This window comes from Flavobacterium enshiense DK69 (genome assembly GCF_000498495.1).
Lineage (GTDB): Bacteria > Bacteroidota > Bacteroidia > Flavobacteriales > Flavobacteriaceae > Flavobacterium > Flavobacterium enshiense.
This window is the reverse complement of record NZ_AVCS01000004.1, coordinates 126,849-149,012: the sequence shown is the minus strand read 5'-3', so window position 1 is coordinate 149,012 and position 22,164 is coordinate 126,849. Positions and strand designations below refer to the sequence as shown.

At 35.9% G+C, this 22,164-nt stretch carries 21 protein-coding genes; 12 read left to right on the top strand and 9 right to left on the bottom strand.

The genetic code is table 11. The features are described 5' to 3' along the window. The first annotated feature begins 162 nt into the window (after nucleotides 1-162). The 7 genes from FEDK69T_RS01855 (at nucleotide 163) to FEDK69T_RS01825 (ending at nucleotide 5,276) form a co-directional block, all read left to right on the top strand. On the top strand, nucleotides 163-1,116 hold the full coding sequence (locus FEDK69T_RS01855; RefSeq protein WP_023572436.1) for an isopenicillin N synthase family dioxygenase: 954 nt from the start codon (nucleotides 163-165) through the stop codon (nucleotides 1,114-1,116). Nucleotides 1,117-1,232: 116 nt separating this feature from the next. Next, on the top strand, nucleotides 1,233-1,565 hold the full coding sequence (locus FEDK69T_RS01850) for a translation initiation factor (protein ID WP_023572435.1): 333 nt from the start codon (nucleotides 1,233-1,235) through the stop codon (nucleotides 1,563-1,565). Between the two features lie 125 nt (nucleotides 1,566-1,690). Next, the gene (locus FEDK69T_RS01845) at nucleotides 1,691-2,563 is read left to right on the top strand and encodes a nucleoside phosphorylase (RefSeq protein ID WP_023572434.1); all 873 of its coding nucleotides are present in this window, start codon (nucleotides 1,691-1,693) and stop codon (nucleotides 2,561-2,563) included. After that, nucleotides 2,564-2,941 carry a VOC family protein gene (locus FEDK69T_RS01840; protein ID WP_023572433.1) on the top strand — a complete coding sequence of 126 codons (378 nt, stop codon included), beginning with the start codon at nucleotides 2,564-2,566 and terminating at the stop codon, nucleotides 2,939-2,941. It begins immediately after the preceding gene. A gap of 2 nt (nucleotides 2,942-2,943) precedes the next feature. Then, nucleotides 2,944-3,471, top strand: coding sequence for a GNAT family N-acetyltransferase (locus tag FEDK69T_RS01835; RefSeq protein ID WP_023572432.1), 528 nt, complete (start codon nucleotides 2,944-2,946; stop codon nucleotides 3,469-3,471). Between the two features lie 7 nt (nucleotides 3,472-3,478). Continuing rightward, nucleotides 3,479-4,321 carry a substrate-binding domain-containing protein gene (locus FEDK69T_RS01830; RefSeq protein WP_023572431.1) on the top strand — a complete coding sequence of 281 codons (843 nt, stop codon included), beginning with the start codon at nucleotides 3,479-3,481 and terminating at the stop codon, nucleotides 4,319-4,321. Nucleotides 4,322-4,343: 22 nt separating this feature from the next. Continuing rightward, nucleotides 4,344-5,276 carry a transglutaminase domain-containing protein gene (locus tag FEDK69T_RS01825; RefSeq protein ID WP_023572430.1) on the top strand — a complete coding sequence of 311 codons (933 nt, stop codon included), beginning with the start codon at nucleotides 4,344-4,346 and terminating at the stop codon, nucleotides 5,274-5,276. An 83-nt stretch (nucleotides 5,277-5,359) separates the two neighbouring features. On the opposite strand, the gene ung is transcribed toward FEDK69T_RS01825, so the two are convergent. Then, the gene (gene ung, locus FEDK69T_RS01820) at nucleotides 5,360-6,031 is read right to left on the bottom strand and encodes a uracil-DNA glycosylase (protein WP_023572429.1); all 672 of its coding nucleotides are present in this window, start codon (nucleotides 6,029-6,031) and stop codon (nucleotides 5,360-5,362) included. Between the two features lie 73 nt (nucleotides 6,032-6,104). Here ung and FEDK69T_RS01815 point away from each other — a divergent pair, with 73 nt between their 5' ends. Both FEDK69T_RS01815 and FEDK69T_RS01810 read left to right on the top strand, forming a co-directional pair. Continuing rightward, a complete protein-coding gene (locus tag FEDK69T_RS01815; protein WP_023572428.1) occupies nucleotides 6,105-8,276 on the top strand; it encodes an endonuclease MutS2 in 2,172 nt (723 codons plus the stop codon). A gap of 1 nt (nucleotide 8,277) precedes the next feature. Further along, the gene (locus tag FEDK69T_RS01810; protein ID WP_023572427.1) at nucleotides 8,278-8,691 is read left to right on the top strand and encodes a thiol-disulfide oxidoreductase DCC family protein; all 414 of its coding nucleotides are present in this window, start codon (nucleotides 8,278-8,280) and stop codon (nucleotides 8,689-8,691) included. 47 nt (nucleotides 8,692-8,738) lie between these two features. Here FEDK69T_RS01810 and FEDK69T_RS01805 read toward each other — a convergent pair whose 3' ends face one another. The 5 genes from FEDK69T_RS01805 to aroC form a co-directional block, all read right to left on the bottom strand. Then, a complete protein-coding gene (locus tag FEDK69T_RS01805) occupies nucleotides 8,739-9,770 on the bottom strand; it encodes a T9SS type A sorting domain-containing protein (protein WP_023572426.1) in 1,032 nt (343 codons plus the stop codon). A 177-nt stretch (nucleotides 9,771-9,947) separates the two neighbouring features. After that, nucleotides 9,948-11,513: a T9SS-dependent choice-of-anchor J family protein gene (locus FEDK69T_RS01800; protein ID WP_023572425.1), complete on the bottom strand. Its 1,566-nt coding sequence runs from the start codon at nucleotides 11,511-11,513 to the stop codon at nucleotides 9,948-9,950. Between the two features lie 169 nt (nucleotides 11,514-11,682). Continuing rightward, nucleotides 11,683-12,759, bottom strand: coding sequence for a T9SS type A sorting domain-containing protein (locus FEDK69T_RS01795; protein WP_023572424.1), 1,077 nt, complete (start codon nucleotides 12,757-12,759; stop codon nucleotides 11,683-11,685). Between the two features lie 182 nt (nucleotides 12,760-12,941). Beyond that, complete coding sequence (locus FEDK69T_RS01790; RefSeq protein WP_023572423.1) at nucleotides 12,942-13,898, bottom strand: T9SS-dependent choice-of-anchor J family protein; 957 nt, start codon at nucleotides 13,896-13,898, stop codon at nucleotides 12,942-12,944. A gap of 60 nt (nucleotides 13,899-13,958) precedes the next feature. Then, nucleotides 13,959-15,020 (bottom strand): chorismate synthase, encoded by a 1,062-nt coding sequence (aroC, locus tag FEDK69T_RS01785; protein WP_023572422.1) that lies wholly within the window; start codon nucleotides 15,018-15,020, stop codon nucleotides 13,959-13,961. Between the two features lie 147 nt (nucleotides 15,021-15,167). On the opposite strand from aroC, the gene FEDK69T_RS01780 reads away from it, so the two are divergent. From FEDK69T_RS01780 to FEDK69T_RS01770, 3 genes are all read left to right on the top strand, one after another. Then, complete coding sequence (locus FEDK69T_RS01780; RefSeq protein ID WP_035629922.1) at nucleotides 15,168-15,995, top strand: UDP-2,3-diacylglucosamine diphosphatase; 828 nt, start codon at nucleotides 15,168-15,170, stop codon at nucleotides 15,993-15,995. Between the two features lie 50 nt (nucleotides 15,996-16,045). Next, the gene (locus FEDK69T_RS01775; RefSeq protein WP_023572420.1) at nucleotides 16,046-16,873 is read left to right on the top strand and encodes a hypothetical protein; all 828 of its coding nucleotides are present in this window, start codon (nucleotides 16,046-16,048) and stop codon (nucleotides 16,871-16,873) included. Between the two features lie 100 nt (nucleotides 16,874-16,973). Beyond that, on the top strand, nucleotides 16,974-17,486 hold the full coding sequence (locus tag FEDK69T_RS01770; RefSeq protein ID WP_023572419.1) for a hypothetical protein: 513 nt from the start codon (nucleotides 16,974-16,976) through the stop codon (nucleotides 17,484-17,486). A gap of 36 nt (nucleotides 17,487-17,522) precedes the next feature. Here the strand turns inward: FEDK69T_RS01770 and bshA are convergent, their stop codons facing one another. The 3 genes from bshA to FEDK69T_RS01755 all read right to left on the bottom strand — a co-directional run bounded on the left by bshA (nucleotide 17,523) and on the right by FEDK69T_RS01755 (nucleotide 22,133). Further along, nucleotides 17,523-18,656 (bottom strand): N-acetyl-alpha-D-glucosaminyl L-malate synthase BshA, encoded by a 1,134-nt coding sequence (bshA, locus tag FEDK69T_RS01765; protein ID WP_023572418.1) that lies wholly within the window; start codon nucleotides 18,654-18,656, stop codon nucleotides 17,523-17,525. 67 nt (nucleotides 18,657-18,723) lie between these two features. Next, on the bottom strand, nucleotides 18,724-19,194 hold the full coding sequence (locus tag FEDK69T_RS01760; protein WP_023572417.1) for a DUF1801 domain-containing protein: 471 nt from the start codon (nucleotides 19,192-19,194) through the stop codon (nucleotides 18,724-18,726). A 29-nt stretch (nucleotides 19,195-19,223) separates the two neighbouring features. Beyond that, entirely contained in the window at nucleotides 19,224-22,133 is a 2,910-nt protein-coding gene (locus FEDK69T_RS01755) for a glycoside hydrolase family 3 N-terminal domain-containing protein (RefSeq protein ID WP_023572416.1), read from the bottom strand. Nucleotides 22,134-22,164 lie beyond the last annotated feature (31 nt).

Sequence of the window (22,164 nt, the reverse complement as noted above, 5' to 3'; positions counted from 1 at the left end):
TTGGATATTTTATTTTACGCAAAATCTTCTATTCTAAGTATCAGACAGGTAATATCTTAAATTGTTGACAACTTTATTATTTTTCTAGAGCTATTATTACATACATTTGCTGTAAATAAACGGTTTTACACCGAAAACGTTAATAACAAAAACTTAAGTACAATGCAAAACATTCCTAGTGTTGACTTACGTGATTTCCTGTCGGATGACCCGGCACGTAAACAAAAATTTGTAAATGAAATCGGAAAAGCCTACGAAGAAATCGGCTTCGTAGCATTAAAAGGTCATTTCTTAGATGACAAATTAGTAGAAGAACTTTATGGTGAAGTCCGCAATTTCTTCAACCTTCCTTTAGAAGTAAAAACCAAGTATGAAATTCCGGGAATCGGAGGACAAAGAGGTTATGTTTCTTTTGGAAAAGAGCATGCTAAAGGTCGTTCAGCCGGTGATTTGAAAGAGTTCTGGCATTTTGGACAATATTTAAGCGATGATTCAAAATACGCTTCTGAATACCCTGAAAATGTAACAGTTACCGAATTATCGAAATTCAACTCCATCGGCAAAGAAGCATATCAGATGCTTGAAAAAACCGGAGTTTATGTTTTAAGAGCATTGGCTATTTATATCGGTTTAGACGAATTTTATTTTGACAAATTCATCAAAGACGGAAACAGCATTTTAAGACCAATCCACTATCCTCCTATTACCGACGAACCTAAAGACGGAGCCGTTCGTGCTGCCGCTCATGGTGACATCAACCTTATCACCCTTTTGATGGGAGCACAAGGCAAAGGCTTACAGGTACAAAACCACGACGGACAATGGATTGACGCAATAGCTGAAGACGATGAATTAGTGATTAACGTGGGCGATATGTTATCCCGTCATACAAACAACAAACTGAAATCGACCATTCATCAGGTTGTTAATCCTCCAAGAGAATTATGGGGCACATCCCGTTATTCAATTCCTTTTTTCATGCACCCGATTAGCGAAATGCCTTTGAACTGCCTGGAAAACTGTATCGATGAAAATCACCCTAAACTATACGATGACATCACAGCCGGCGATTTCTTATACGAGCGTTTGGTTGACTTAGGCTTGATCAAAAAATAATCTCAATAAATTTTCAGTTAATAAATTCCAAATTCCAAGTCAAATTGGGGTTTGGAATTTAATTTTTAAATAACTTTGAAGGTTACGATTTACAAAATTTGGAATTTCACATAATTATGGATTTACAAGACCAACTAAAAAACCTGTTTCCCGATCACATACCTTCAAATGAACCGGAAGAAGTTCAAGATGAAGAACATACTCTTTTCATTCAAAAAGAGCCTTTAATCTGCAAATATGAAAAGCGAAAAGGCAAAGCTACCACTATTATTGAAGGTTATGAAGGCGATATCGAAGATTTTAAAATCTTAGCCAAAGAAATTAAAACCAAACTCAGCGTTGGCGGAAGCTTTAAAGACGAGTCCATTATTATTCAGGGTGATTACCGCGACAAAATAATGGAAATTCTGAAAGAAAAAGGATTTAAGGTAAAACGAGTTGGAGGATGATTTCAGTCAACAGATTACAGAAAGCAGATAACAGTTTACAGTTGCAGTCGCATTCATAAACAAAAAAATTAGCTACTAAAAACCTTATCACCTTAGCACCTCAGAATCTTAGCACCTTAAAACCCATGTCAAACATAAAATCATCTGAATTAATACTAAACCCGGACGGAAGTGTTTATCACCTAAATCTGAAACCGGAAAATATTGCACATGACATCATCTTTGTGGGTGATCAATATCGCGTTGAAAAAATCACCCAATTCTTTGATACTATTGAATTTTCAACTCAAAAAAGAGAATTCAAAACCCAAACAGGAACATATAAAGGCAAGCGACTGACAGTCATGTCCACAGGAATTGGACCAGATAATATCGATATTGTAATGAACGAATTGGATGCGCTTGTCAATATCGATTTAAATACGCGACAGCCAAAAAACAATCTCACATCTTTAAATATCATCCGTATCGGAACTTCAGGTTCCTTACAAGCGGATATCCCGGTAGATGGCATCGTAATGTCTGAATATGCTATTGGATTAGACAATATGCTTCGCTCCTATTTAATTGATTCCGTTACAGATAAAGAAATCGAAGACGCTTTTATCAGTCATACGAATTGGGATTTACAAAAAGGAAGACCGTATGTAGTCAAAGGAAGTGAAAAACTTTCAAAGTTGATCGAAAGCGATTTTACCTATAAAGGACTCACAGGAACAGCCGGAGGATTTTACGGTCCGCAAGGCCGTGTTTTACGTTTAAATATTCAGGACGAGGAGTTAAATAGTAAAATGGACAGTTTTAATCACAAGGGAATCCGAATGACAAATCTTGAAATGGAAACGGCTGCGATTTACGGTTTAGGGAAATTATTAGGACATGAGACATTGTCAATGAATGCCATTATAGCCAATCGAGCTAATGGAACTTTCAGCACAGATCCGTATAAAGCTGTAGATGAATTAATCATTTACGTTTTGAATAAATTAGTAAGTTAAATGAAACTAAGGATTGCCAGACATACCAATGATTTGGAAAGAATCAAAACATTCTATACTGATGTTTTAGGTTTTGACATATTGGGAAGTTTCGAAAATCACGATAATTACAACGGGATTTTCATTGGCAGGCCGGATTCCGATTGGCATTTTGAGTTTACTCAGTCCAATGATGAAGCTAATCATTTTAGCGATGAAGATGACATTACGGTTTTATACCCTGAAACATTTGAAGAATACAAAAGATTGATTAATAAATTGTTACATTACGATATATCAACCATTTCTTCAAAAAATACGTATTGGAATACAAACGGAAAAATGTTTCTTGACCCGGACGGATTCAGGATTATTATTTCAAATTTAAAAGCTTCGTAATCATGAATCTAATCATAGAAACAGAACGTTTATTGCTTCGTGAACTCTTACTTTCTGATGCCGAACCCATGTTTAAAATGGATTCTAACCCTATTGTTCATAAATATTTATGGAACAAACCAACAAATACAATTGAAGAAATACTAAAAACAATCGAATTGGTCAGAAACCAATACATCGAAAATAACATCGGTAGATTTGCCATGATTTCGAAAGAAACAAATGAATTTATGGGATGGGCAGGCCTCAAATTTAATACCGAAACCATTAACAACAAAACAAATTTCTACGATATCGGTTACCGATTAGATGAGCCTTTTTGGGGCAAAGGGTATGCCTCCGAAGCTTCATTTGCCTGGTTAACTTACGGATTCAACACAATGAAAATCAAAACAATGACTGCTTCTGCCCAATCCGGAAACGACGCTTCAAACAGAATTCTGCAAAAAATTGGAATGCAGTTAACAGAACAATACCTGGAGGATGAAGTATTATGGAATTGGTATGAATTAGAGAATAAAAATATTTAAACAAAGTATGAAAACAGTAAAAATAGCAGGAGTTCCCGAACATTTTAATTTGCCTTGGCATTTATGCATGGAAAACGGTGAATTTGATGAAGTAGATATCGATTTACAGTGGACAGACGTTCCGGAAGGCACAGGAAAGATGTGCCAGATGCTTCGTGAAGGAACCACCGATATGGCGGTAATCCTGACAGAAGGCATCATCAAAGATATTGCATCCGGAAATGACAGCTCAATTGTTCAGATTTACGTGCAATCGCCGCTAATCTGGGGAATCCATGTGGATGCAAAATCCAGCTTTCAGCAATTATCTGATTTGGAAAACAAAAAAGTTGCCATCAGCAGAATGGGTTCAGGTTCGCACTTAATGGCTATCGTAAACGCTAAAAATCAAAATTGGAATACTGATTTAAAATTTGAAATTGTCAACACTATTGATGGCGCTGTTGAAGCTTTATCTAACGGAACAGCCGATTATTTCATGTGGGAACGATTCATGACAAAACCATTAGTAGACAACGGAACTTTCAGAAGAATTGACGATTGCCCTACTCCATGGCCTTGCTTTGTGATAGCTGTTCGAAATGAATTCTTGAAAACTAACAAACATGTTGTAGCCCAAATTCTTGAAATCATCAATAATACCACAATTGAATTTAAAGATATTCCAAGCATAGACAGAACATTAGCTACAAAATACAATCAAAAAACGGAAGACATTCAGGAATGGCTGAAGCTGACACGATGGTCGCAAAAAAAACTGGATAAACAAACATTCGAGAAAGTTCAAAACCAATTATTTGAATTAAATTTGATTACTGACAAACTTGACTACGAATCGGTTGTAAAATAACTTTAGCGAAGGAAACAAACGAATGACTCCAACAACATCCCCTAAACTCAAAATACTGAGAGAAAGGCTTTCTTTACCGAAGCCATGGGATAATGTTGTTATTTTTCTGCTGAACATTCTTATTGCTATTCCTATATTTATTATTGCACACCAGAAACTTATCGACCCTGAATGGTGGATGGAATCAGACAGAATTCTTCTTTTTCTGATTATCCTTATTGTTATTCAGCTTATCTTACGACTGCTTAAAACAGTACTTATTATCTGCATTTTCATCTATTTGGCTGCTTTGGCGTGGGGTACTGTTTTTGGCGGATACGGATTCTATTCTGTATTTGAAGATTATCGTTCAATGGTCTATTCAATGGCGGACGACCCTAATCCTCAAGACATAATAATCTCAAAACTGCTGCCTTTCCCTAATAAAAGTAAAATTATGGACGCGGTAAATTTTGACAATCCGAAGGTTAGAAATTTTGCGTTAATGGCTACAACCAAACATTTTACTCATGTTAAGGGTTTCAAGCAATATCGCAGAATTATTCAATGTTTTGCCGTTTTCACAGAGGTTCGCAACAGATGGAATTATGTAAATGATCCAAAAGGAAAAGAATACATTGCATACGCCAGCGAATCCCTGCAACATTTCTCAGGGGACTGTGATGATCATGCCATTTTAATGTCGGCATTAGTTAGAGCTGTGGGAGGTACACCTCGAATTATCCATACAGGAGGGCATTTGTATCCAGAAATGCTGATCGGTAAAAAAGCCGATCTTGAAAACATCAATTACCTTATTAAAGAAGTCCTTTTCAAAGAAGAAAGCCGCGGCAAAGAAGTACATTATCACATAGATGAACGCGGCCAGATTTGGCTAAACCTTGACTATACCGCAAAATATCCGGGCGGTCCTTTTATGAGCGAAGAAATTCTGGGAGCATTAACTTTTAATTAAGCAACCTTTTTACATATTTATATCGACTGTAGAAATAACCAGTAAAAAAACTGTCTCAACCTTTTGCGTCAACCTATTCTTTTTTACCATATAATTTCTGTTTTACCCTTTTCCTTCAAAAAAGCATTTGCTTTGCTAAAGTGTTTGTTCCCAAACCATTTTCCCTGATTAGCGCTTAATGGCGATGGATGTCCGCTTTCCAGAATAAGATGTTTTTTCCGGTCAATTTTTAGACCTTTTTTATGTGCAAATCCGCCCCAAAGCAAAAAAACCACATTCTCTTTTTCATCTGAAATTTTCTGAATCACAGCATCGGTAAAAAGATTCCATTTTAAATGTTTATGACTATTGGCCAAATCTTTGCGAACTGACAATCCTGCATTTAAGAGCAAAACTCCCTGATCCGCCCAGCGTTCCAAATTCCCGGAAGTCGGAAAAAAAATACTGTCAAAATCATCGTTGATTTCCCGGAAAATATTACGCAATGACGGTGGAATCAGCGCACCATCATTAACCGAAAAACACAAACCGTTTGCTTCACCATCTCCATGATAAGGGTCCTGTCCGATGATAACCACTTTTAAATCATCAAACCCACAATGTTTAAAGGCATTAAAAATCAATTCCTTTGGAGGAAAGCAAGTATGATTTTCATATTCCTCAGTTACAGAAAGCATTAAGTCATCAAAATAATTCTTTTGAGACTCGGCGTTAAAAAAATCCTGCCAGGAAGAATGAATTGGTCCGACAAACATTTGCTAATTTTTTACAAATATAATGACTTTGTAACTTCACTACTTTGTAACTTTGATGCTTTGACACAATAGCATGATTTCAATCAATACCAAAACATTACAAGATTTAGAATTCAATACGGTTTTAGAAACCATTTCCGCACTTTGCAACACGGAAATCGGCAAACAAAAAGCTTTCGAAATAACACCTTTCAATGAAAGAGGGACATTGATGGATGCTTTACTGCAGACTTCAGAATACGTTTCTTCCTATTCCAATAACAATGCAATTCCGAATCATTATTTCGATGAAATAACCAACGAGATAAAATTCCTTGCCATAGAAGACAGTTTTTTGGAAGTAGGCAGTTTCAGGAAGATTGCAACGGTTTCGGAAACTACGAACAATCTATTAGTTTTCCTTAAAAAATTTGAAGACTATTATCCGAAATTAAGCCAAAGAGCTTCTGAAGTTGAATTGACGAAATTCATCATTCAGAAAATCGAGGAAGTCGTTGACAAATATGGTGAAATCAAAGACAATGCATCGCCTTTACTGGTTGAAATCAGAAAAAACATGAATCTGGTTCGCGGAAAAATAAACCATAGTTTCGTTGCGGCATTATCAAGCTATAACAGTTTGGGTTATTTGGACGACATTCGGGAAACCATTGTTGACAACCGAAGAGTTTTAGCTGTCTTAGCTATGTACCGCCGAAAAGTAAAAGGAACAATTCTGGGAAATTCCAAAACCGGAAGCATAACTTACATCGAACCTGAGGCTACCCTGCGCTATTCAAGAGAATTAAACAATCTACAATATGAGGAAAAGGAAGAAATTGTCCGAATCCTGAAAAACCTAACCAATTCGATCCGCCCCTATCTGGAACTTTTAAAACAGTATCAGGAATTTTTAAGCGATATCGATGTGGTTTCGGGAAAAGCACGTTATGCCAATAAAATAAACGGAGTATTACCAACTATTACCAAAGAAAAAAGATTGTTTTTCAGGGATGCTTACCACCCGATTTTGTTGTTGAACAATAATCAGAAAAATGCTCCCACCTATCCGCAAACCATTGAACTTAAAAATGACAGCAGGATAATTGTGATATCGGGTCCGAATGCAGGTGGAAAAAGTATTACCTTAAAAACGATTGGTTTACTGCAATTAATGCTGCAAAGCGGTATGCTTATTCCGGTTCATGAGCGTAGTGAAACATTTCTTTTTGACAGGATATTGACGGACATCGGAGACAACCAATCTATTGAAAATCACCTTAGTACCTATAGTTACCGATTGAAAAACATGAACTACTTTTTGAAAAAATGCAATTCAAAAACGTTGTTCTTAATCGATGAATTCGGTACCGGTTCCGATCCGGAACTGGGAGGCGCTTTGGCTGAAGTTTTCCTTGAAGAATTTTACCATCGGGAAGCTTTCGGAATCATTACAACGCATTACACCAATCTGAAAATATTAGCGAACGAATTGCCTTTTGCCATTAATGCCAACATGCTTTTTGATGAAAAATCACTGGAGCCCATGTATAAACTTCATCTTGGGCAAGCCGGAAGTTCCTTCACCTTTGAAGTAGCGCAAAAAAACGGAATCCCGTTCGGTTTAATCAATCGGGCCAAAAAGAAAATTGAAGGTGATAAGGTCCGATTTGACAAAACCATTGCGAATCTTCAGAAAGAACGCTCCAAACTTGAAAAAACGTCTCAGAATCTAAAAGAAGAAGAAATTCGGGCACGTGAGGAAAGCAAGAAGATGGAAAACATCAATGTAAAAATCCAACAAAAACTGGAAAGCTATCAGGAAATGTTTGATGCGAATCAGCGTTTGATTTATATGGGTCAAAAATTGGATGATATTTCCGAAAAATATTTCAACAATAAGAATAAGAAAGAACTGATTGGCGAGTTTTTAAAGATGGTGGAAATTGAGAATTCCAAACGTAAAAAAGTAACCGCCAAAGAGAAAAAAGAAAAAGAAGTTGTTGCAAAAAAAATTGTTGAGGAAGTAAAAGAAAAGGTGGAAGAAATCCGCAAAGAAAAGAAAGAGAAAAAAATAAAAGCTCAAAAAGAAGAAGCAAACAAACCAAAAATCCCTTTGAAAGTTGGAGACCGTGTGCGAATGATCGACGGAAAAGCTGTTGGTACCATCGATGTGATTGAGAAAAACAAAGCAACGGTAAACTATGGCATCTTCACTTCGAAAGTAGATTTAGACAGTTTGGAGTTGGTGGAAAGAAAGAAATAATATGGAATTACCTAAGAATAAAAAAATCATACTGTTTGACGGGGTTTGCAACCTATGCGATGCTACGGTGCAAAAGGTTATCAAACAAGATAAAAATGATACTTTCAGATTTGTATCATTACAATCTGATTTGGGAAAAGAAATTGTTCGTTATATTGGAGTAGATCCAACAAAGACAGACAGTATAATTCTGTATGAGCCCGGTCAAGCCTACCATATTAAAGCAGAAGCAGCCTTCGAAATCGCTAAGACTATTGGTGGAATCTATTCACTTTTAGGGCTGTTTACTATTTTTCCAAATTGGCTTACGAACTTTGGATATGATTTTGTTGCCAGAAACAGATATAAATGGTTTGGAAAAAAAGAAAGCTGTATGATTCCTACTCCAGAAATAAAATCTAAATTTTTAGAATAAAAAAAGCCCTGGAATTCAGGGCTTTTATTTTATATATCCAGAACGAATTAGTTCTTGATGATTTTCTTAGTTGCAGTACCTTCATTAGTATCGATGCTCATGAAATAAATTCCTGAATTCAAATCTGAAACATTGATTTGAGTTTCTGTAACACCACCAAACTCTAATGTTTTAACTGTTCTTCCGTTAACATCAGTAACAGCTACTTTATTAATTTGAAGATTTTCTGCATTTGAGATTGTTACGATGTCATTAACCGGGTTTGGATAAACCGACAGCTTAGAAGATTCTACTGAAGTAAATGCTTCTGTGCCTAATAATGTATCAGTATTCGTTGCTTTTACTGAATAGTTATCAAGTAAACAAACTCCAGCAACAGTATTCCCTGCAGTAGTATTCATTATAAAATCAACTTCATTAGGATCCACACCAATAGCGGCACCAGTAAGTTGACCATTAAACCCTGGACCTTTAAATTTAATCTGACCAGTAGTCTTATTAAAACTAAATCCCATTCTATACCACGTATTATTTTGAAGGACAGGGTTGGTTCCTCCTAAAGGTATACCATAATTCCCCAAAGTTCCATTATTATTAACATAAGCAGCTCCAATAACTTGTCTTGTGTCCATAAAGATAACTAATCCAGCTAAAACTTTAGTTTCCTCTGCATTAAACAATAATACCTCTAAATCATTTAAACTTGTAGTAGCTGCGCCTATATTAACACTAAATTCAACCTCAATAATATTATTAGTACTTGTTCTTGTTGACCATGCAGTAGCAAGACCACCTTTCCAAAGAGCTTTCTCTCCAGTTGCTGCATTAGAACCGGTAATTTGAGCCACATTAAGGTGTGTTGCATCATTGGCTACAATTTGATAATTACTATTGCCTCCATTAGTACCTCCAGGAGTATTATTAGTAAACCAATTACCCTGCCCAGCAGTTGCTCCAGTAAGATCAGTACCAATGTTACCTACCGTTAAAGAATTAAAATTATCTGATTGTAAAACTTGTGCTTCTGCAGAAGCATACAAGCCAAACAAAACGCTAAATAGAAGTAATTTTCTTTTCATTTTTCTTTTTTTAAGTTGAAAGCAAAAATATTTTTATAATACGAGATAAAAAAAATGATTTTTGTTATATTTTTTTACCTAATTCATTTTATATCAACAATATTTTTATTTAAAACAATTACGTCAATAAAAAAGCCCTGAATTTCAGGGCTTTTATTTTTTTATATCCAGAACGAATTAGTTCTTGATGATTTTCTTAGTTGCAGTACCTTCATTAGTATCGATGCTCATGAAATAAATTCCTGAATTCAAATCTGAAACATTGATTTGAGTTTCTGTAACACCGTTAAACTCTAACGTTTTAACTGTTCTTCCGTTAACATCAGTAACAGCTACTTTATTAATTTGCACGTTTGCATCGTTAGTAACAGTTACAACATTGTTCACCGGGTTTGGATATACTGAGAATTTAGATGAAACAAAACTATCTGTTGATAAGTTTGTTGTCATAACTATTTTATCCAACACTACAGAAGTTGGAATAGCAGTAGCCGCATTATTGTGATTAAATGAGAAATAATATACACCAGCACTTGGAGCAGTAAAGTTAACAGTTGTCTCAACAAAAGAAGTTCCCACAACATTTACACTTGATAATGTGGTTGTCTGCGCTGCTGTCGTTGCAGCTGATCCAACTTTCGCCAATAACGTATTAGCAACTGTTGCGTCGGTTGAACGTGTTGAGAATTTTAATGTTACCTGCTCCCCTGCAATTAAACTGATAGGTCTTGAATATAACCATCTGTTAGTAGCAGCAGAAGTAGATGAATTACTAAATACCATTTGAACTCCATCAGCATAGAATGCCGAACCTGCATTATTATTTAATGAAAATGTCCCAGACCATCCATCAATTGCATACCCACCATTGGCAGCAGGAGTTTCAAAGCCATAAGTATATGGTAATGTTCTTGCTGTGAAAACCGAATAAGGCCCCATCCATATGCTTCCACATGCATTTCTTACATAAACATGGTATCTCGTATTAGCTGCCAACCCTGTAAATGTAAATGAATTTGTTGAAGAAGTATTTGTCGGCGTTGTAGGTATAAATCCAGGCGCTCCGATAGCTAAACCGTAACCGGTAGCACCTGCCACTGCATTCCAGCTAAAAGTAACTCCGCTGCTTGTAGTATTATGTGCTGCTAGTCTTTCCGGAGCAGTACATGATGCACTATTAACTACACTTATATTATCTAAACTTAACAAAAACATATCGTTAGAAAAGTTTCTAAACGCTAAATGCACCGTTTGTCCTGCATAAGCAGATAAATCTACAGATCTTCTCGTCCATGTAGTATTTTCACCGCTGGAAGGGGTAGTTCCGTTTCCTTGTGAAAATAATTCTGTTGTAAAATTAGCCAGCGCGTTACCTGATGTCGAAATATACACTTTGTAAGAATCTTTAAACGAAGGATCGTAGGCTCTAGCATCCCAATACAACTTATTTGCTCCTGCAGGCAAAACGATTGAAGGTGATACAAGCCAGTCATTTGCAGTACCTGCTGGTGTATAATATGATGTACTTATAGCAACTTTATTATCAAATTCTTCTGAATAAGGTACCCACGCAGCATTTACAAAGCTAACTTGTGAATTTGGAGCGAGATTATCTTGATTGTAAAGAGTCCATCCGGAAATCCCAGGCCCGATACCATCCCAATTTTCTGAGAAAACCTGAGCTTCAACACAATTTGAAGCACCTAGGTAAACTAACATAAGTGAAAGTAATGTTTTTTTCATTGCTTATTTTTTTTTTTAGATTGGACACTAATGTATTTTGATTTTTAGAAATAAAAAAAACCATTTTTGTGATATTCTTTTTACTCAATTAACCTTATTTTTTAAAGAATTTTATCAATAAAAAAAGCCCTGAAATTCAGGGCTTTTTTTATTGTATCTTCAGAACAGATTAATTCTTGATGATTTTCTTAGTGGCTGTACCTTCATTAGTATCAATGCTCATGAAATAAATTCCTGAATTCAAATCAGAAACATTGATCTGAGTTTCTGCAACACCACCAAACTCTAATGTTTTTACTGTTCTACCGTTAACATCAGTAATCACAACCGCATTAATTTGAAGATTTTCTGCATTTGAGATAGTTACGATATTGTTGGCAGGGTTTGGATAAACTGACAGTTTAGAGGATTCTACTGAAGTAAAAGCTTCTGTCCCCAATAATGTATCAGTAGCTGAGGCTTTAATTAAAAAATTATCAAATGTCATGGTTGCTGAAGCGGCATTAAGAGGAGTTGCGCTGGCTCCTGCAGTAGCTAATAACTCCGTTTGATTTGGCACTATTCCGGCAGCACTACCAGGTATACCTATTCCAGCTGCTCCAATACCAGGTCCTTTAATAAGTACAGCACCTGTTACACTATTAAAAGAAACCCCAATTCTGCTATACTGATTCTGAGGTAACAGAACAGGAGTATCAACATCTATAGGATAAATATAATTATTTGGTCCTGGTGCACCTTGAGGATAAGAATAAGCCACTAAAAATAATTCACCTGAAGCCGCATCAACTCTAAATCCACATAATTGTTTTGTGCGATCTGAATTAAACAATGATAAACCAAAATCATTAAGACTTGCTCCTCTTGTTCCAGGATTAATATCTACTTCAATTTCAATAATATTATTTCCGGCAGTTCTTGTGCCCCAAGCTGCTGCTAAACCGCTTTTCCACATAAGACGGGAACCTTTGTCTCCGTTTGGCCCTTGTAAAGAAAATACATTTGCATTAGTTCCGCCAGCTGCTACAATTTGGAAGTTTGCATTACCCGCATTTGTAGTTGTAGTTGGAGTTGCACCATTACTTGCTAATGTAAGCCATCCTCCCTGACCTGGAGTTGCTCCTGTAAAATCGGCACCAATGTTACCTACAGTTAAAGAATTAAAATTATCTGATTGTAAAACCTGCGCCTTTGCCGGGATATACAATCCTAACAAAATACTGAATAAAAGTAATTTTCTGTTCATTGCTAATTTTTTTAAATTTTACACTAAATTATTTTGATTTTTCGAAATAATAAAACAGTTTTTGTGCTATTTTTTTTACTTCTATACAAATATATAAGAAAAAAAACAATTTTTTAAGAAAAACTTTAAATAAAAAAAACCTTAAATTGATTCAAGGTTTTTTTTAAATTATTTCACAAAACTTAGGTCTTAATAATTCTTTTTGTAGCAAAACCTTCGTTTGTATCGATGATCATAAAATATATCCCGGCGTTTAATTCTGAGATATCGACTTTAGTTTCTGGACCTCCATCAATATTTAAAGCCTTAACTGTTCTTCCATTAATATCTGTAACAGCTACTTTATTTATTTGAATGTTTCCGCTATTGGAAATCGTTACAATATTGGTGGCAGGATTAGGATAAACAGAAAATTTAGACGATATAAAATCATTTGTTGACATAACAGTTCCCGTAACTTTAAAATCGTCAACCATGAACATTAATACGTCTGCGGAAACGCAATGAATACCAATCCTGATCGTTCCTCCATTATAAGTATTCAATGGGTATGTCCGCTCAGTCCATGTCATATAATTTGCTGCTTCAAGGGGTGTTGACCCTGATATAATCGTAAAATCCGAACCTTGAGTAGGATTACCGCTACCTATATACACACCTACTCTATAAAGCTCAGGACCATAACAATCGGACAATGCCTTATACCAGAAACTCAATTGTGTACCACTCGCTCCAACTAAAGGGATAGGAGGACTTATTAACCAGTCATTATTTGCAGTAGCAGTTTGACCGTTTGTTCCAGGATCTCCCGCCCAGCATGCGGCATATTTAGCTCCGGTTCTGGGCGTGAAATTTAAATTTTCCGTTGCGTTACAATTGTCTGATGATGTTTGGTTGGAAACCGAGGCTGTGGCCGGATTAAAAATCTGATAAGCCTGAGGAGCCCCATTATTTGGCCATGCAGGAGTAAGGGTACCTGCCGTATTAGTTTCTAACAAATCTAAATCAAGAGTTCTCCACTGACCAAATCCCGTGATTAGAAAATCATTATACGCATCAAAACTATCTTGAAAAATAGTTGCTTGAGAGAAACCCAACGTCGAAACAAACACCGAAGTAAATAATAAAATTCTTTTCATAAATCTAAAAATTTAATATTTGTCTTTTAAATTTATAGAAAAAAACTTCAATTCCGTAAGTTATTTATTATTTATCGTTAAAATGTAAAAATCCGCTATAACCAACGCAGCCATGGCTTCAACTATAGGAACAGCACGAGGTACTACACAAGGATCATGCCTCCCTTTTCCTTGCTGTTCAATAATATTTCCGCTGCTATCCAAAACATCCTGCTTCTGTATTAATGTTGCAACTGGTTTAAAAGCTACACGGAAATAAATATCCATCCCGTTTGAAATTCCGCCCTGTATGCCGCCTGACAAATTAGTTTTAGTTGTCCCGTCCGTGTTATACAAATCATTATGCTCACTGCCTTTCATTTTAGCACCGCAAAATCCACTGCCATATTCAAATCCTTTGACTGCATTTATGGACAGCATAGCCTTACCTAATTCGGCATGAAGTTTATCAAAAACCGGCTCACCTAATCCTATCGGCACATTTTGTATTACACAGGTAACGGTACCTCCTACCGTATCGCCCTGTTTTTTTATCTGCTTAATATAGTCTTCCATTTTGGCAGCCGATGCTGGATCAGGACAACGGACAGGATTACTTTCGATTAACGAAAAATCCAATTCCTGATAAGGTTTGTCAACAAATATTTCTCCTACCGACGAAACAAAGGCATTAATCTTAATTTCCGGTATAATCTGCTTGGCTATAGCTCCTGCCACTACCCTGCTCGCAGTTTCCCTTGCAGAACTCCTTCCGCCACCTCGGTAATCTCTTATGCCGTATTTCTTTTCATAAACGTAATCGGCATGGCTTGGACGATAAGTATCTTTAATATGAGAATAATCATCTGATTTCTGATTGGTATTCGGAATCACAAAACCGATTGGAGTCCCGGTTGTTTTCCCTTCAAAAATTCCGGAAAGAAACTGTACTTCATCAGACTCTTTTCGCTGAGTAACAATTGCGGACTGACCTGGTTTTCTGCGTTCCATTTCTTTTTGAATTGCTTCAAAATCCAATTCAATCCCGGGAGGACAACCGTCTATTATTCCCCCAAGTGCTTCGCCATGTGACTCACCAAAAGTCATCAGTTTTAAAATATTCCCAAAAGTATTTCCTGCCATTGTTTGATGCTATTTAAACAAAAATAAGCTTTTTCGAGATTTTATTTAAAAATAACCTCTTTTTTTCTTTCAAGATTAAGCATTCCTTAATTTTAAAGCAACGTTCTGTTCACAAACAATCATTTGTTTTGCAATAAAATCATGGACTTGAAAAAAAGAGCTGTTGAAATTGTTGTCATTTCAGATGTGCATCTTGGCACTTACGGATGCCACGCTCATGAGTTGCTTGAATACTTGAAAACCATCAAACCAAAAATCCTGATTTTAAACGGTGACATTATTGACATCTGGCAGTTCAGAAAATCCTATTTTCCCAAATCTCATCTGAAAATCATCAAAAAAATTCTTGATTTTACTTCAAAAGGAACAATGGTTTACTATATCACGGGAAATCACGATGAAATGTTACGAAAATTTAGTGATACGAAAATGGGTAATTTTTCAGTAACAGATAAATTAGTATTAGAGCTTGACGGAAAGAAAGCCTGGTTTTTTCACGGGGATATTTTTGACAATTCCGTGCATCACGCAAAATGGATTGCCAAACTGGGCGGAATCGGCTATGATTACCTTATAGTACTTAACCGTTTTATAAACTGGTGCCTGGTAAAAATGGGAAAAGAACCCTACTCCCTTTCTAAAAAAGTAAAAGCAAGCGTAAAGAAAGCCGTAAAATTTATTTCTGATTTTGAAAGCGCTGCTTCCGATTTAGCCATCGACAACCGTTATGATTACGTGGTTTGCGGACATATACATGAACCTAAAATCGAAACATGGAACAACAAAAAAGGAACCGTTACTTACCTTAATTCAGGCGATTGGATTGAAAATCTGACAGCTTTGGAATACAATAAGCGTAAATGGGAACTCTACAAACATGAGCCTAAGCCGTTTATTGAAGATGAAGAATACATTGAATTTGAAGAAAAAATTAAAGAGCAAATTATCATCTCAAATATTTTAACAAAAATTTAAATATAATTTCATTTTTACTATATTAGCCCAGCTAATTAACAACCAAAAAAATGAAAAAAAGAATCTTTCTTCTGACTGCCATATTTAGCGGTCTTCTTTTATCCTGTTCTTCTGACGATTCCACTACCGGAAATAATGGAAATAACGGTGGAGACGATAATCCAGATACCCCTACTTTCTCAATTCCCCTAACAACAGGTAAGTTTTGGACTTATGATATTAAACAAGAAGGCTTACCAAACACCAGAGACTCCTTGTATATTTCCAACGATATTATAATTGAAGGCAATACTTATAAAGAGTTTAAAACCAGAGACGATATGGCAACCGGATTTTATTCTTCATCTCTGAGAAATAACGGCGTTAGAGAACTAAATAACAAGTTGTTATTATCCGGAGACTTATCGCTGGCAGGTGACGGTCAACAACTGCCAATAGGATTAGATTTATCTCTTTTGGATTTTGTTATCTTTAAGAAAGATGCAACTTTAAACGAAATATTATCAACCAAATCTGGTTCATTTCAGCAAGATTTTGAGGGATATCCTCTAACCATAACTTATTCTTTAAAGTCTAAAGGTGGCCAAAGCTTCCCTACTTTCACATCTCCTAATGCAGATCACGATGTCTATACTAATGTAAAAACTTCTAAAATTGTTTTGAATGTTGGTATCAAGACAGTAATTGGAGGCTACCCCATTACGGTACTACAACCTCAGGATGTTGTAACTTCTGTTCAGTACTTATCTGATGGTATAGGTGTCGTATACACCAAAACGGTTACAACCTATACCTTAACGCAAGCCGCCGCAACAATGTTAAACATTCCGCAAACAAATACACAAACGCAAGAAGAATTTTTAGATACTCACAATTAATTTGCATAAAATGCGTTAGTGGGATAAATAATATTGTTAAACCTCAAATCTACTAATGAATTAAAAAAAGACAAATCTACATTTGTTTTAAATTTTATCTATGAAAAAAGTAATTTTATCCGCCTTTATGGTTATGGGCTTGACGTTTAGTGCAGAAGCTCAAGATTTAAAAAATGCAATTGGCCTGCGCTTAGGTAACAACGATGGATTTGGTGCTGAAGTTTCTTATCAAAGATGGGTCTCAAAGAAAAATCGTCTTGAATTTGATTTTGGATGGAGAGATTCAGATGATTATGACGCAGTAAAACTTACAGGCATTTATCAATGGGTATGGAATATTGAAAATGGTTTCAAATGGTATGCCGGACCTGGTCTAGGTATAGGCAGTTATAGTGTTAATCATGATCACCACCATGACCACGACCATGATCATGACGATTCTGGTATGTTTTTGATTGCTACAGGTGATATCGGTATCGAATATAACTTTGATTTTCCTTTACAACTTTCATTTGACTTCCGTCCTGAAATCTATGTAAGCGACGAATACGGTGATGTAAGAGATGACCATTTTGGAGGTGATTTCGGATTAAGTGTGAGATACCGTTTCTAAATAGAAATAAAAAAGTCCCCAAAGTTGGGGACTTTTTTATTTAAACTTTTTTATAGCCCTTTCATATAAATCTTCATACATAGGCATTATGTTCAAAATGTCAAAATCTTTTGCCAGCTCGTAAGCATTTCTTTTAAATTTGAATAATTCGTCTTCATTAGCCAATATAGAAATTGCATTTTTCGCCATTGATTCAACATCGCCGACATCACTGAGATAACCTGAAAAACCTTGTTTATTCACTTCAGGCAAACCTCCTGAATTACTTGAAATTACAGGAACTCCACAAGCCATAGCCTCCAAGGCAGCCAATCCAAAACTCTCTGTTTCCGACGGCAATAAGAAAAGATCCGTAAAACTTAATATTTTATCAATTTCATTACTGTTACCGAAGAAAATCACTTTATCGGCAATATTTAAGTCCTCACACATTTTCTCTGCCTCTTCTCGTTCCGGGCCTTCGCCTACCATCATCAGTTTAGAGGGAACTTGTTTTTGGATTTCATAAAACACTTTCACAACGTCCGGAATTCGTTTTACTTTTCTGAAATTCGATATGTGCGTGATGATTTTCTGATCCGGATTTGCCATTACGGTACGTTCGCAATCTGAAGAAACACCAATCGGTTCTTTACCAATTTCGATGAAATTCGGAATAACTTCAATTTCTCTTTTAACATCGAACAACCTATACGTTTCGTCCTTCAAACTTTGTGAAACCGAAGTCACATAATCCGATTTATTGATACTGAAGGTTACGGCCGGCTTATAAAACGGATGATTTCCCACCAAAGTGATATCGGTTCCGTGCAAAGTGGTAATCATTGGAATTTTAATCCCTTCGCTTTTTAACATCTGTTTGGCCATATAGCCCGCGTAAGCATGAGGAATTGCATAATGCACGTGTAAAACTTCAATTTCATGCAATTTAACCATATCGACTAATTTACTGGACAATGCCAATTCATAAGGTTGATAATGGAATAAAGGATATTCGGGTACATTCACTTCATGATAGTGAATATTCGGATTTAAAAGCGCCAAACGAACTGGCTGACTGTAAGTTATAAAATGAACCTCGTGACCACGGCGTGCAAGCTCTAAGCCTAATTCAGTAGCTACAACCCCACTTCCTCCAAAGGTCGGGTAACATACGATTGCAATCTTCATTTTTTTGTTTTAAGTGGTTACTAAATTAAACTAAAAAAGTAAGGCATTCCCTTACTTTTAGATAATATTAACTTTGTCTTGATTGCCCTTTTAAAACAGATTCATATTGTGAAATCCAGTCGGCAACACTTACTTTCTTAAACAATTCAGCCAATAATTCATAAGGTATCTGATCCAGCTTTTTAAATCGGATACATGATTTTCCCATATCCAATTTCGTTTTAACATGATTTGGATATTCTGAAGTAAACCAATTCAATAACTTCTCATCAAGATATATTCCCATATGATAAACTGCAATAAAATTCTTTTGCGAAGCTATGCTTAAAAAAGGAAGAGGTGTTTTTGGATCACAATGATAACCATTTGGATATATGGAATGTGGCACAACATAGCCGAGCATACCATAACCGATAGTTTCCTGAAAACCTTCTGGTAAATTTTTTAAAATTACCGAGCGAAGTTTTTCAATAGCAGTTTTTCGTTCTTCCGGCAACGAATCAATATATTCCTGAGGTGTTTTTGCTGTAGATTGCATGAATTTGATTTTTAACTAAGGTAAAAAAATTATTTCACAATCGATTCATAAATAACTTTCTGAATGTCTTCCCTGATATTTCCTTTTGACAATTTATTTTCGGCAGCGCTTGGGAATGTTCTGTTAGATAAGAAAACATAAACTAAATCTTCCTGAGGATCCGCCCATGCTATTGTTCCGGTAAATCCGGTATGTCCAAAACTTGTCATAGAAGTACATCCGCAAGTAGGTCCTGCCCCGCTCAATTGTGGTTTATCAAACCCAAGTCCACGACGATTTCCGGTGCCGCAGTAAACGCAAGTATTAAAAACATCAAAAGTTTTATCCGAAAAATATTGCTTATCTCCGTAACGTCCTTTTTGCAAGTACATTTGCATCATTTTAGCCACATCCATGGAATTGGAAAACAATCCGGCATGCCCTGCCACACCTCCCTGCATAGCAGCTGCCATATCATGAACATACCCCTGAACTTTTGTGTATCTGAAGTAATTGTCCATTTCTGTCGGAGGAATAACACTTACGTCCATCTTCCTTAACGGATTATATGTCATCGTACTCATTCCCATTGAATTATAGAAATTATTTTCACTTAGATAATCTAATGAATGACGAGTTGTTTTTTCAAGATATTCTTTAAGGATGATAAAAGTAAAATCACTGTATTTGTATTCTTTTTTAGGTGATAATGTACTTTCCGCAATACGTTTCATGATCGTATCATTGTATGTTCTTCTTAAAAATAAATTTTCAGAAACCTGCAATGGAAATTCGGCTGAATATGTTTTTCTGTAATATTGCTTAGAGGGATGTTTTGTACTATCCAGCGTTGACTGATAAAAAGGTATCCAGGCCTGTAAACCAGCCTGATGTGTCAATAATTCTTTCAAATGAATATTTTTTTTATCTGTTTTTTCGAATATCGGAAGCATGTCACCCAATTTCGTTTCCATCGTAATCTTATGCCTATCATAAAGCTGCATCAGATTTGGCAGTGTAGAAAGAATTTTTGTTAACGAAGCCACATCATAAACATCTTGATTAGTTACTTTGTTATTCTTTGTATAATCTTGATAACCAAACGCTTTCTGATAAATTACTTTTCCTCTTCTGGCCACTAAAATCTGCATTCCGGGCGTCATTTTTCCATCAATAGCTTTTTTAGCTAAAATATCTATTTTGGAAAGGATTTTAGGATTCATACCTACACGCTGCGGAGTGGAAAACGAAAGTATATTACTGTTTTTAACTGTCTTCAGTCCATCACCTACCTTAAAGAAATCGTTGATGGAAACCGGGATTTTACCTTTTGCTTCAGCTGCTCCAAAAATGATTTCTCCAGCAACCGTTTGAGCTATATCATTATTCTGATATGCTAAAACCACGTTTTTTATATTTCCGAAATAGTAAATAGGCAACAATGTATAAGGTTTTGCAAAAACAGCCAAAGTAACATTATTATGTCTTGATATGGAATCCAGAATAGTCAGTTCATTAGTCTCGAAACTATGCTTTTTCCAGGCACCGTCAGCTTTATGGAAACCTACGATCACTTTTGAATATCCTTTTAGTTCTTTTAAAAGCAAATGAATGCTGTCCAGATAGACTTCGGTAACAGGCGCATACGTTTTTAGCGAATTCAAAAATGCCTGATTCTTATCATCACCCAACTTAACATAAGCTATTTTTTCATTTTCAACTTTTTTGATTGGAAAATGATTGTCTTCCTTTTTTAAAACCGTTACGGCATTTTCATATAGTTCATAATTCAAATCCTCGTATTCGGGAGTATTCAAATCTTCATATAAATTATTTAAATCAATCGGCTTGTAATTGCCTAATCCTGATCTGAATTTATATTTTAAAATCTTTTTAACAGACTGTTCCAAGCGCTCATCAGTGATTAATGAATCGCAATAATACGCCTTGCAAAATTTTTCCACAGCCACTGGGACATTCTCAGCAAAAAGCAAAATATCATTTCCTGCTAAAAAAGCCTCCAGATCAATGTCTCCAGGTTGTTTGAAGTTACTGGCACCTTTCATGTTCAGGGCATCCGTAAAGATTAAGCCATTAAAACCCAATTCTTTCTGCAATAAATCAGTAACGACATTATGAGAGATCGAAGTCGGATAGCCTTCTCTTGATTCAAGGCTTGGTACGTTTAGGTGCGCAACCATCACACTCGCTAATCCTTCTTTAAAAAGCTTTTTATATGGATAAAATTCTACCTCATTCAGGCGTTCTTTGGAAAAAGTAACCGAAGGCAAGGTATGATGTGAATCGGTTGCCGTATCTCCATGTCCCGGAAAATGCTTTCCAGTTGCAAAAACGCCTTCACTTTGAATCCCTTTCATTAAAGCCAATGCCCTATTGGTAACATTTTCTTTATTTTCTCCAAAGGAACGATTTCCAATGATAGGATTGCTCGGATTCGTATTAATATCCAAAACCGGAGCAAAATTGAACTGTAGGCCAAGACGCTTGGTTTGTTTGGCCATTTGCTTACCCATTTTTTCAATGAGTTTCAAATCCTGCACAGCACCTAAAGTCATATTCCACGGATAACGGTAGGTTGAATCCAGACGCATGCTTAATCCCCATTCCGCATCAATACCTACAAAAAGCGGTATTTTAGATTTTGACTGATATTTGTTCGTCAATTTTGCCTGACGGACTGGTCCGCCCTGAAAAAATATAAGACCTCCGATTTTATAATCTTCTATAAGCTTTTCAATCGACTTGACATGTTCAGCATCCTTATTCGAATAAGCTGCAACCATGAAAAGCTGTCCGACTTTTTCTTCAAAAGTAAGCTGATTATAGATGCTGTCTACCCAAACCTTTTCTTTGGCCAAAGTATGGCCATTAAAATAAATTTCGTCTTGGGCAAAGGCAAACTGGCTTATAAAAACTATTATAAAAAGGAAATATCTCATTTAAAAACACTTGGAAATTATAAATCGTTGG

What these genes read in the sequence shown, in the direction of transcription:
- FEDK69T_RS01845 (WP_023572434.1), top strand. Translation starts at nt 1,691, where the DNA reads ATGTCAAACATAAAATCATCTGAATTAATACTAAACCCGGACGGAAGT.
- FEDK69T_RS01825 (WP_023572430.1), top strand. Translation starts at nt 4,344, where the DNA reads ATGACTCCAACAACATCCCCTAAACTCAAAATACTGAGAGAAAGGCTT.
- FEDK69T_RS01795 (WP_023572424.1), bottom strand. Translation starts at nt 12,759, where the DNA reads ATGAACAGAAAATTACTTTTATTCAGTATTTTGTTAGGATTGTATATC.
- FEDK69T_RS01835 (WP_023572432.1), top strand. Translation starts at nt 2,944, where the DNA reads ATGAATCTAATCATAGAAACAGAACGTTTATTGCTTCGTGAACTCTTA.
- aroC (WP_023572422.1), bottom strand. Translation starts at nt 15,020, where the DNA reads ATGGCAGGAAATACTTTTGGGAATATTTTAAAACTGATGACTTTTGGT.
- FEDK69T_RS01760 (WP_023572417.1), bottom strand. Translation starts at nt 19,194, where the DNA reads ATGCAATCTACAGCAAAAACACCTCAGGAATATATTGATTCGTTGCCG.
- FEDK69T_RS01800 (WP_023572425.1), bottom strand. Translation starts at nt 11,513, where the DNA reads ATGAAAAAAACATTACTTTCACTTATGTTAGTTTACCTAGGTGCTTCA.
- FEDK69T_RS01815 (WP_023572428.1), top strand. Translation starts at nt 6,105, where the DNA reads ATGATTTCAATCAATACCAAAACATTACAAGATTTAGAATTCAATACG.
- FEDK69T_RS01775 (WP_023572420.1), top strand. Translation starts at nt 16,046, where the DNA reads ATGAAAAAAAGAATCTTTCTTCTGACTGCCATATTTAGCGGTCTTCTT.
- FEDK69T_RS01840 (WP_023572433.1), top strand. Translation starts at nt 2,564, where the DNA reads ATGAAACTAAGGATTGCCAGACATACCAATGATTTGGAAAGAATCAAA.
- FEDK69T_RS01805 (WP_023572426.1), bottom strand. Translation starts at nt 9,770, where the DNA reads ATGAAAAGAAAATTACTTCTATTTAGCGTTTTGTTTGGCTTGTATGCT.
- FEDK69T_RS01855 (WP_023572436.1), top strand. Translation starts at nt 163, where the DNA reads ATGCAAAACATTCCTAGTGTTGACTTACGTGATTTCCTGTCGGATGAC.
- FEDK69T_RS01790 (WP_023572423.1), bottom strand. Translation starts at nt 13,898, where the DNA reads ATGAAAAGAATTTTATTATTTACTTCGGTGTTTGTTTCGACGTTGGGT.
- FEDK69T_RS01850 (WP_023572435.1), top strand. Translation starts at nt 1,233, where the DNA reads ATGGATTTACAAGACCAACTAAAAAACCTGTTTCCCGATCACATACCT.
- bshA (WP_023572418.1), bottom strand. Translation starts at nt 18,656, where the DNA reads ATGAAGATTGCAATCGTATGTTACCCGACCTTTGGAGGAAGTGGGGTT.
- FEDK69T_RS01755 (WP_023572416.1), bottom strand. Translation starts at nt 22,133, where the DNA reads ATGAGATATTTCCTTTTTATAATAGTTTTTATAAGCCAGTTTGCCTTT.
- ung (WP_023572429.1), bottom strand. Translation starts at nt 6,031, where the DNA reads ATGTTTGTCGGACCAATTCATTCTTCCTGGCAGGATTTTTTTAACGCC.
- FEDK69T_RS01830 (WP_023572431.1), top strand. Translation starts at nt 3,479, where the DNA reads ATGAAAACAGTAAAAATAGCAGGAGTTCCCGAACATTTTAATTTGCCT.
- FEDK69T_RS01770 (WP_023572419.1), top strand. Translation starts at nt 16,974, where the DNA reads ATGAAAAAAGTAATTTTATCCGCCTTTATGGTTATGGGCTTGACGTTT.
- FEDK69T_RS01810 (WP_023572427.1), top strand. Translation starts at nt 8,278, where the DNA reads ATGGAATTACCTAAGAATAAAAAAATCATACTGTTTGACGGGGTTTGC.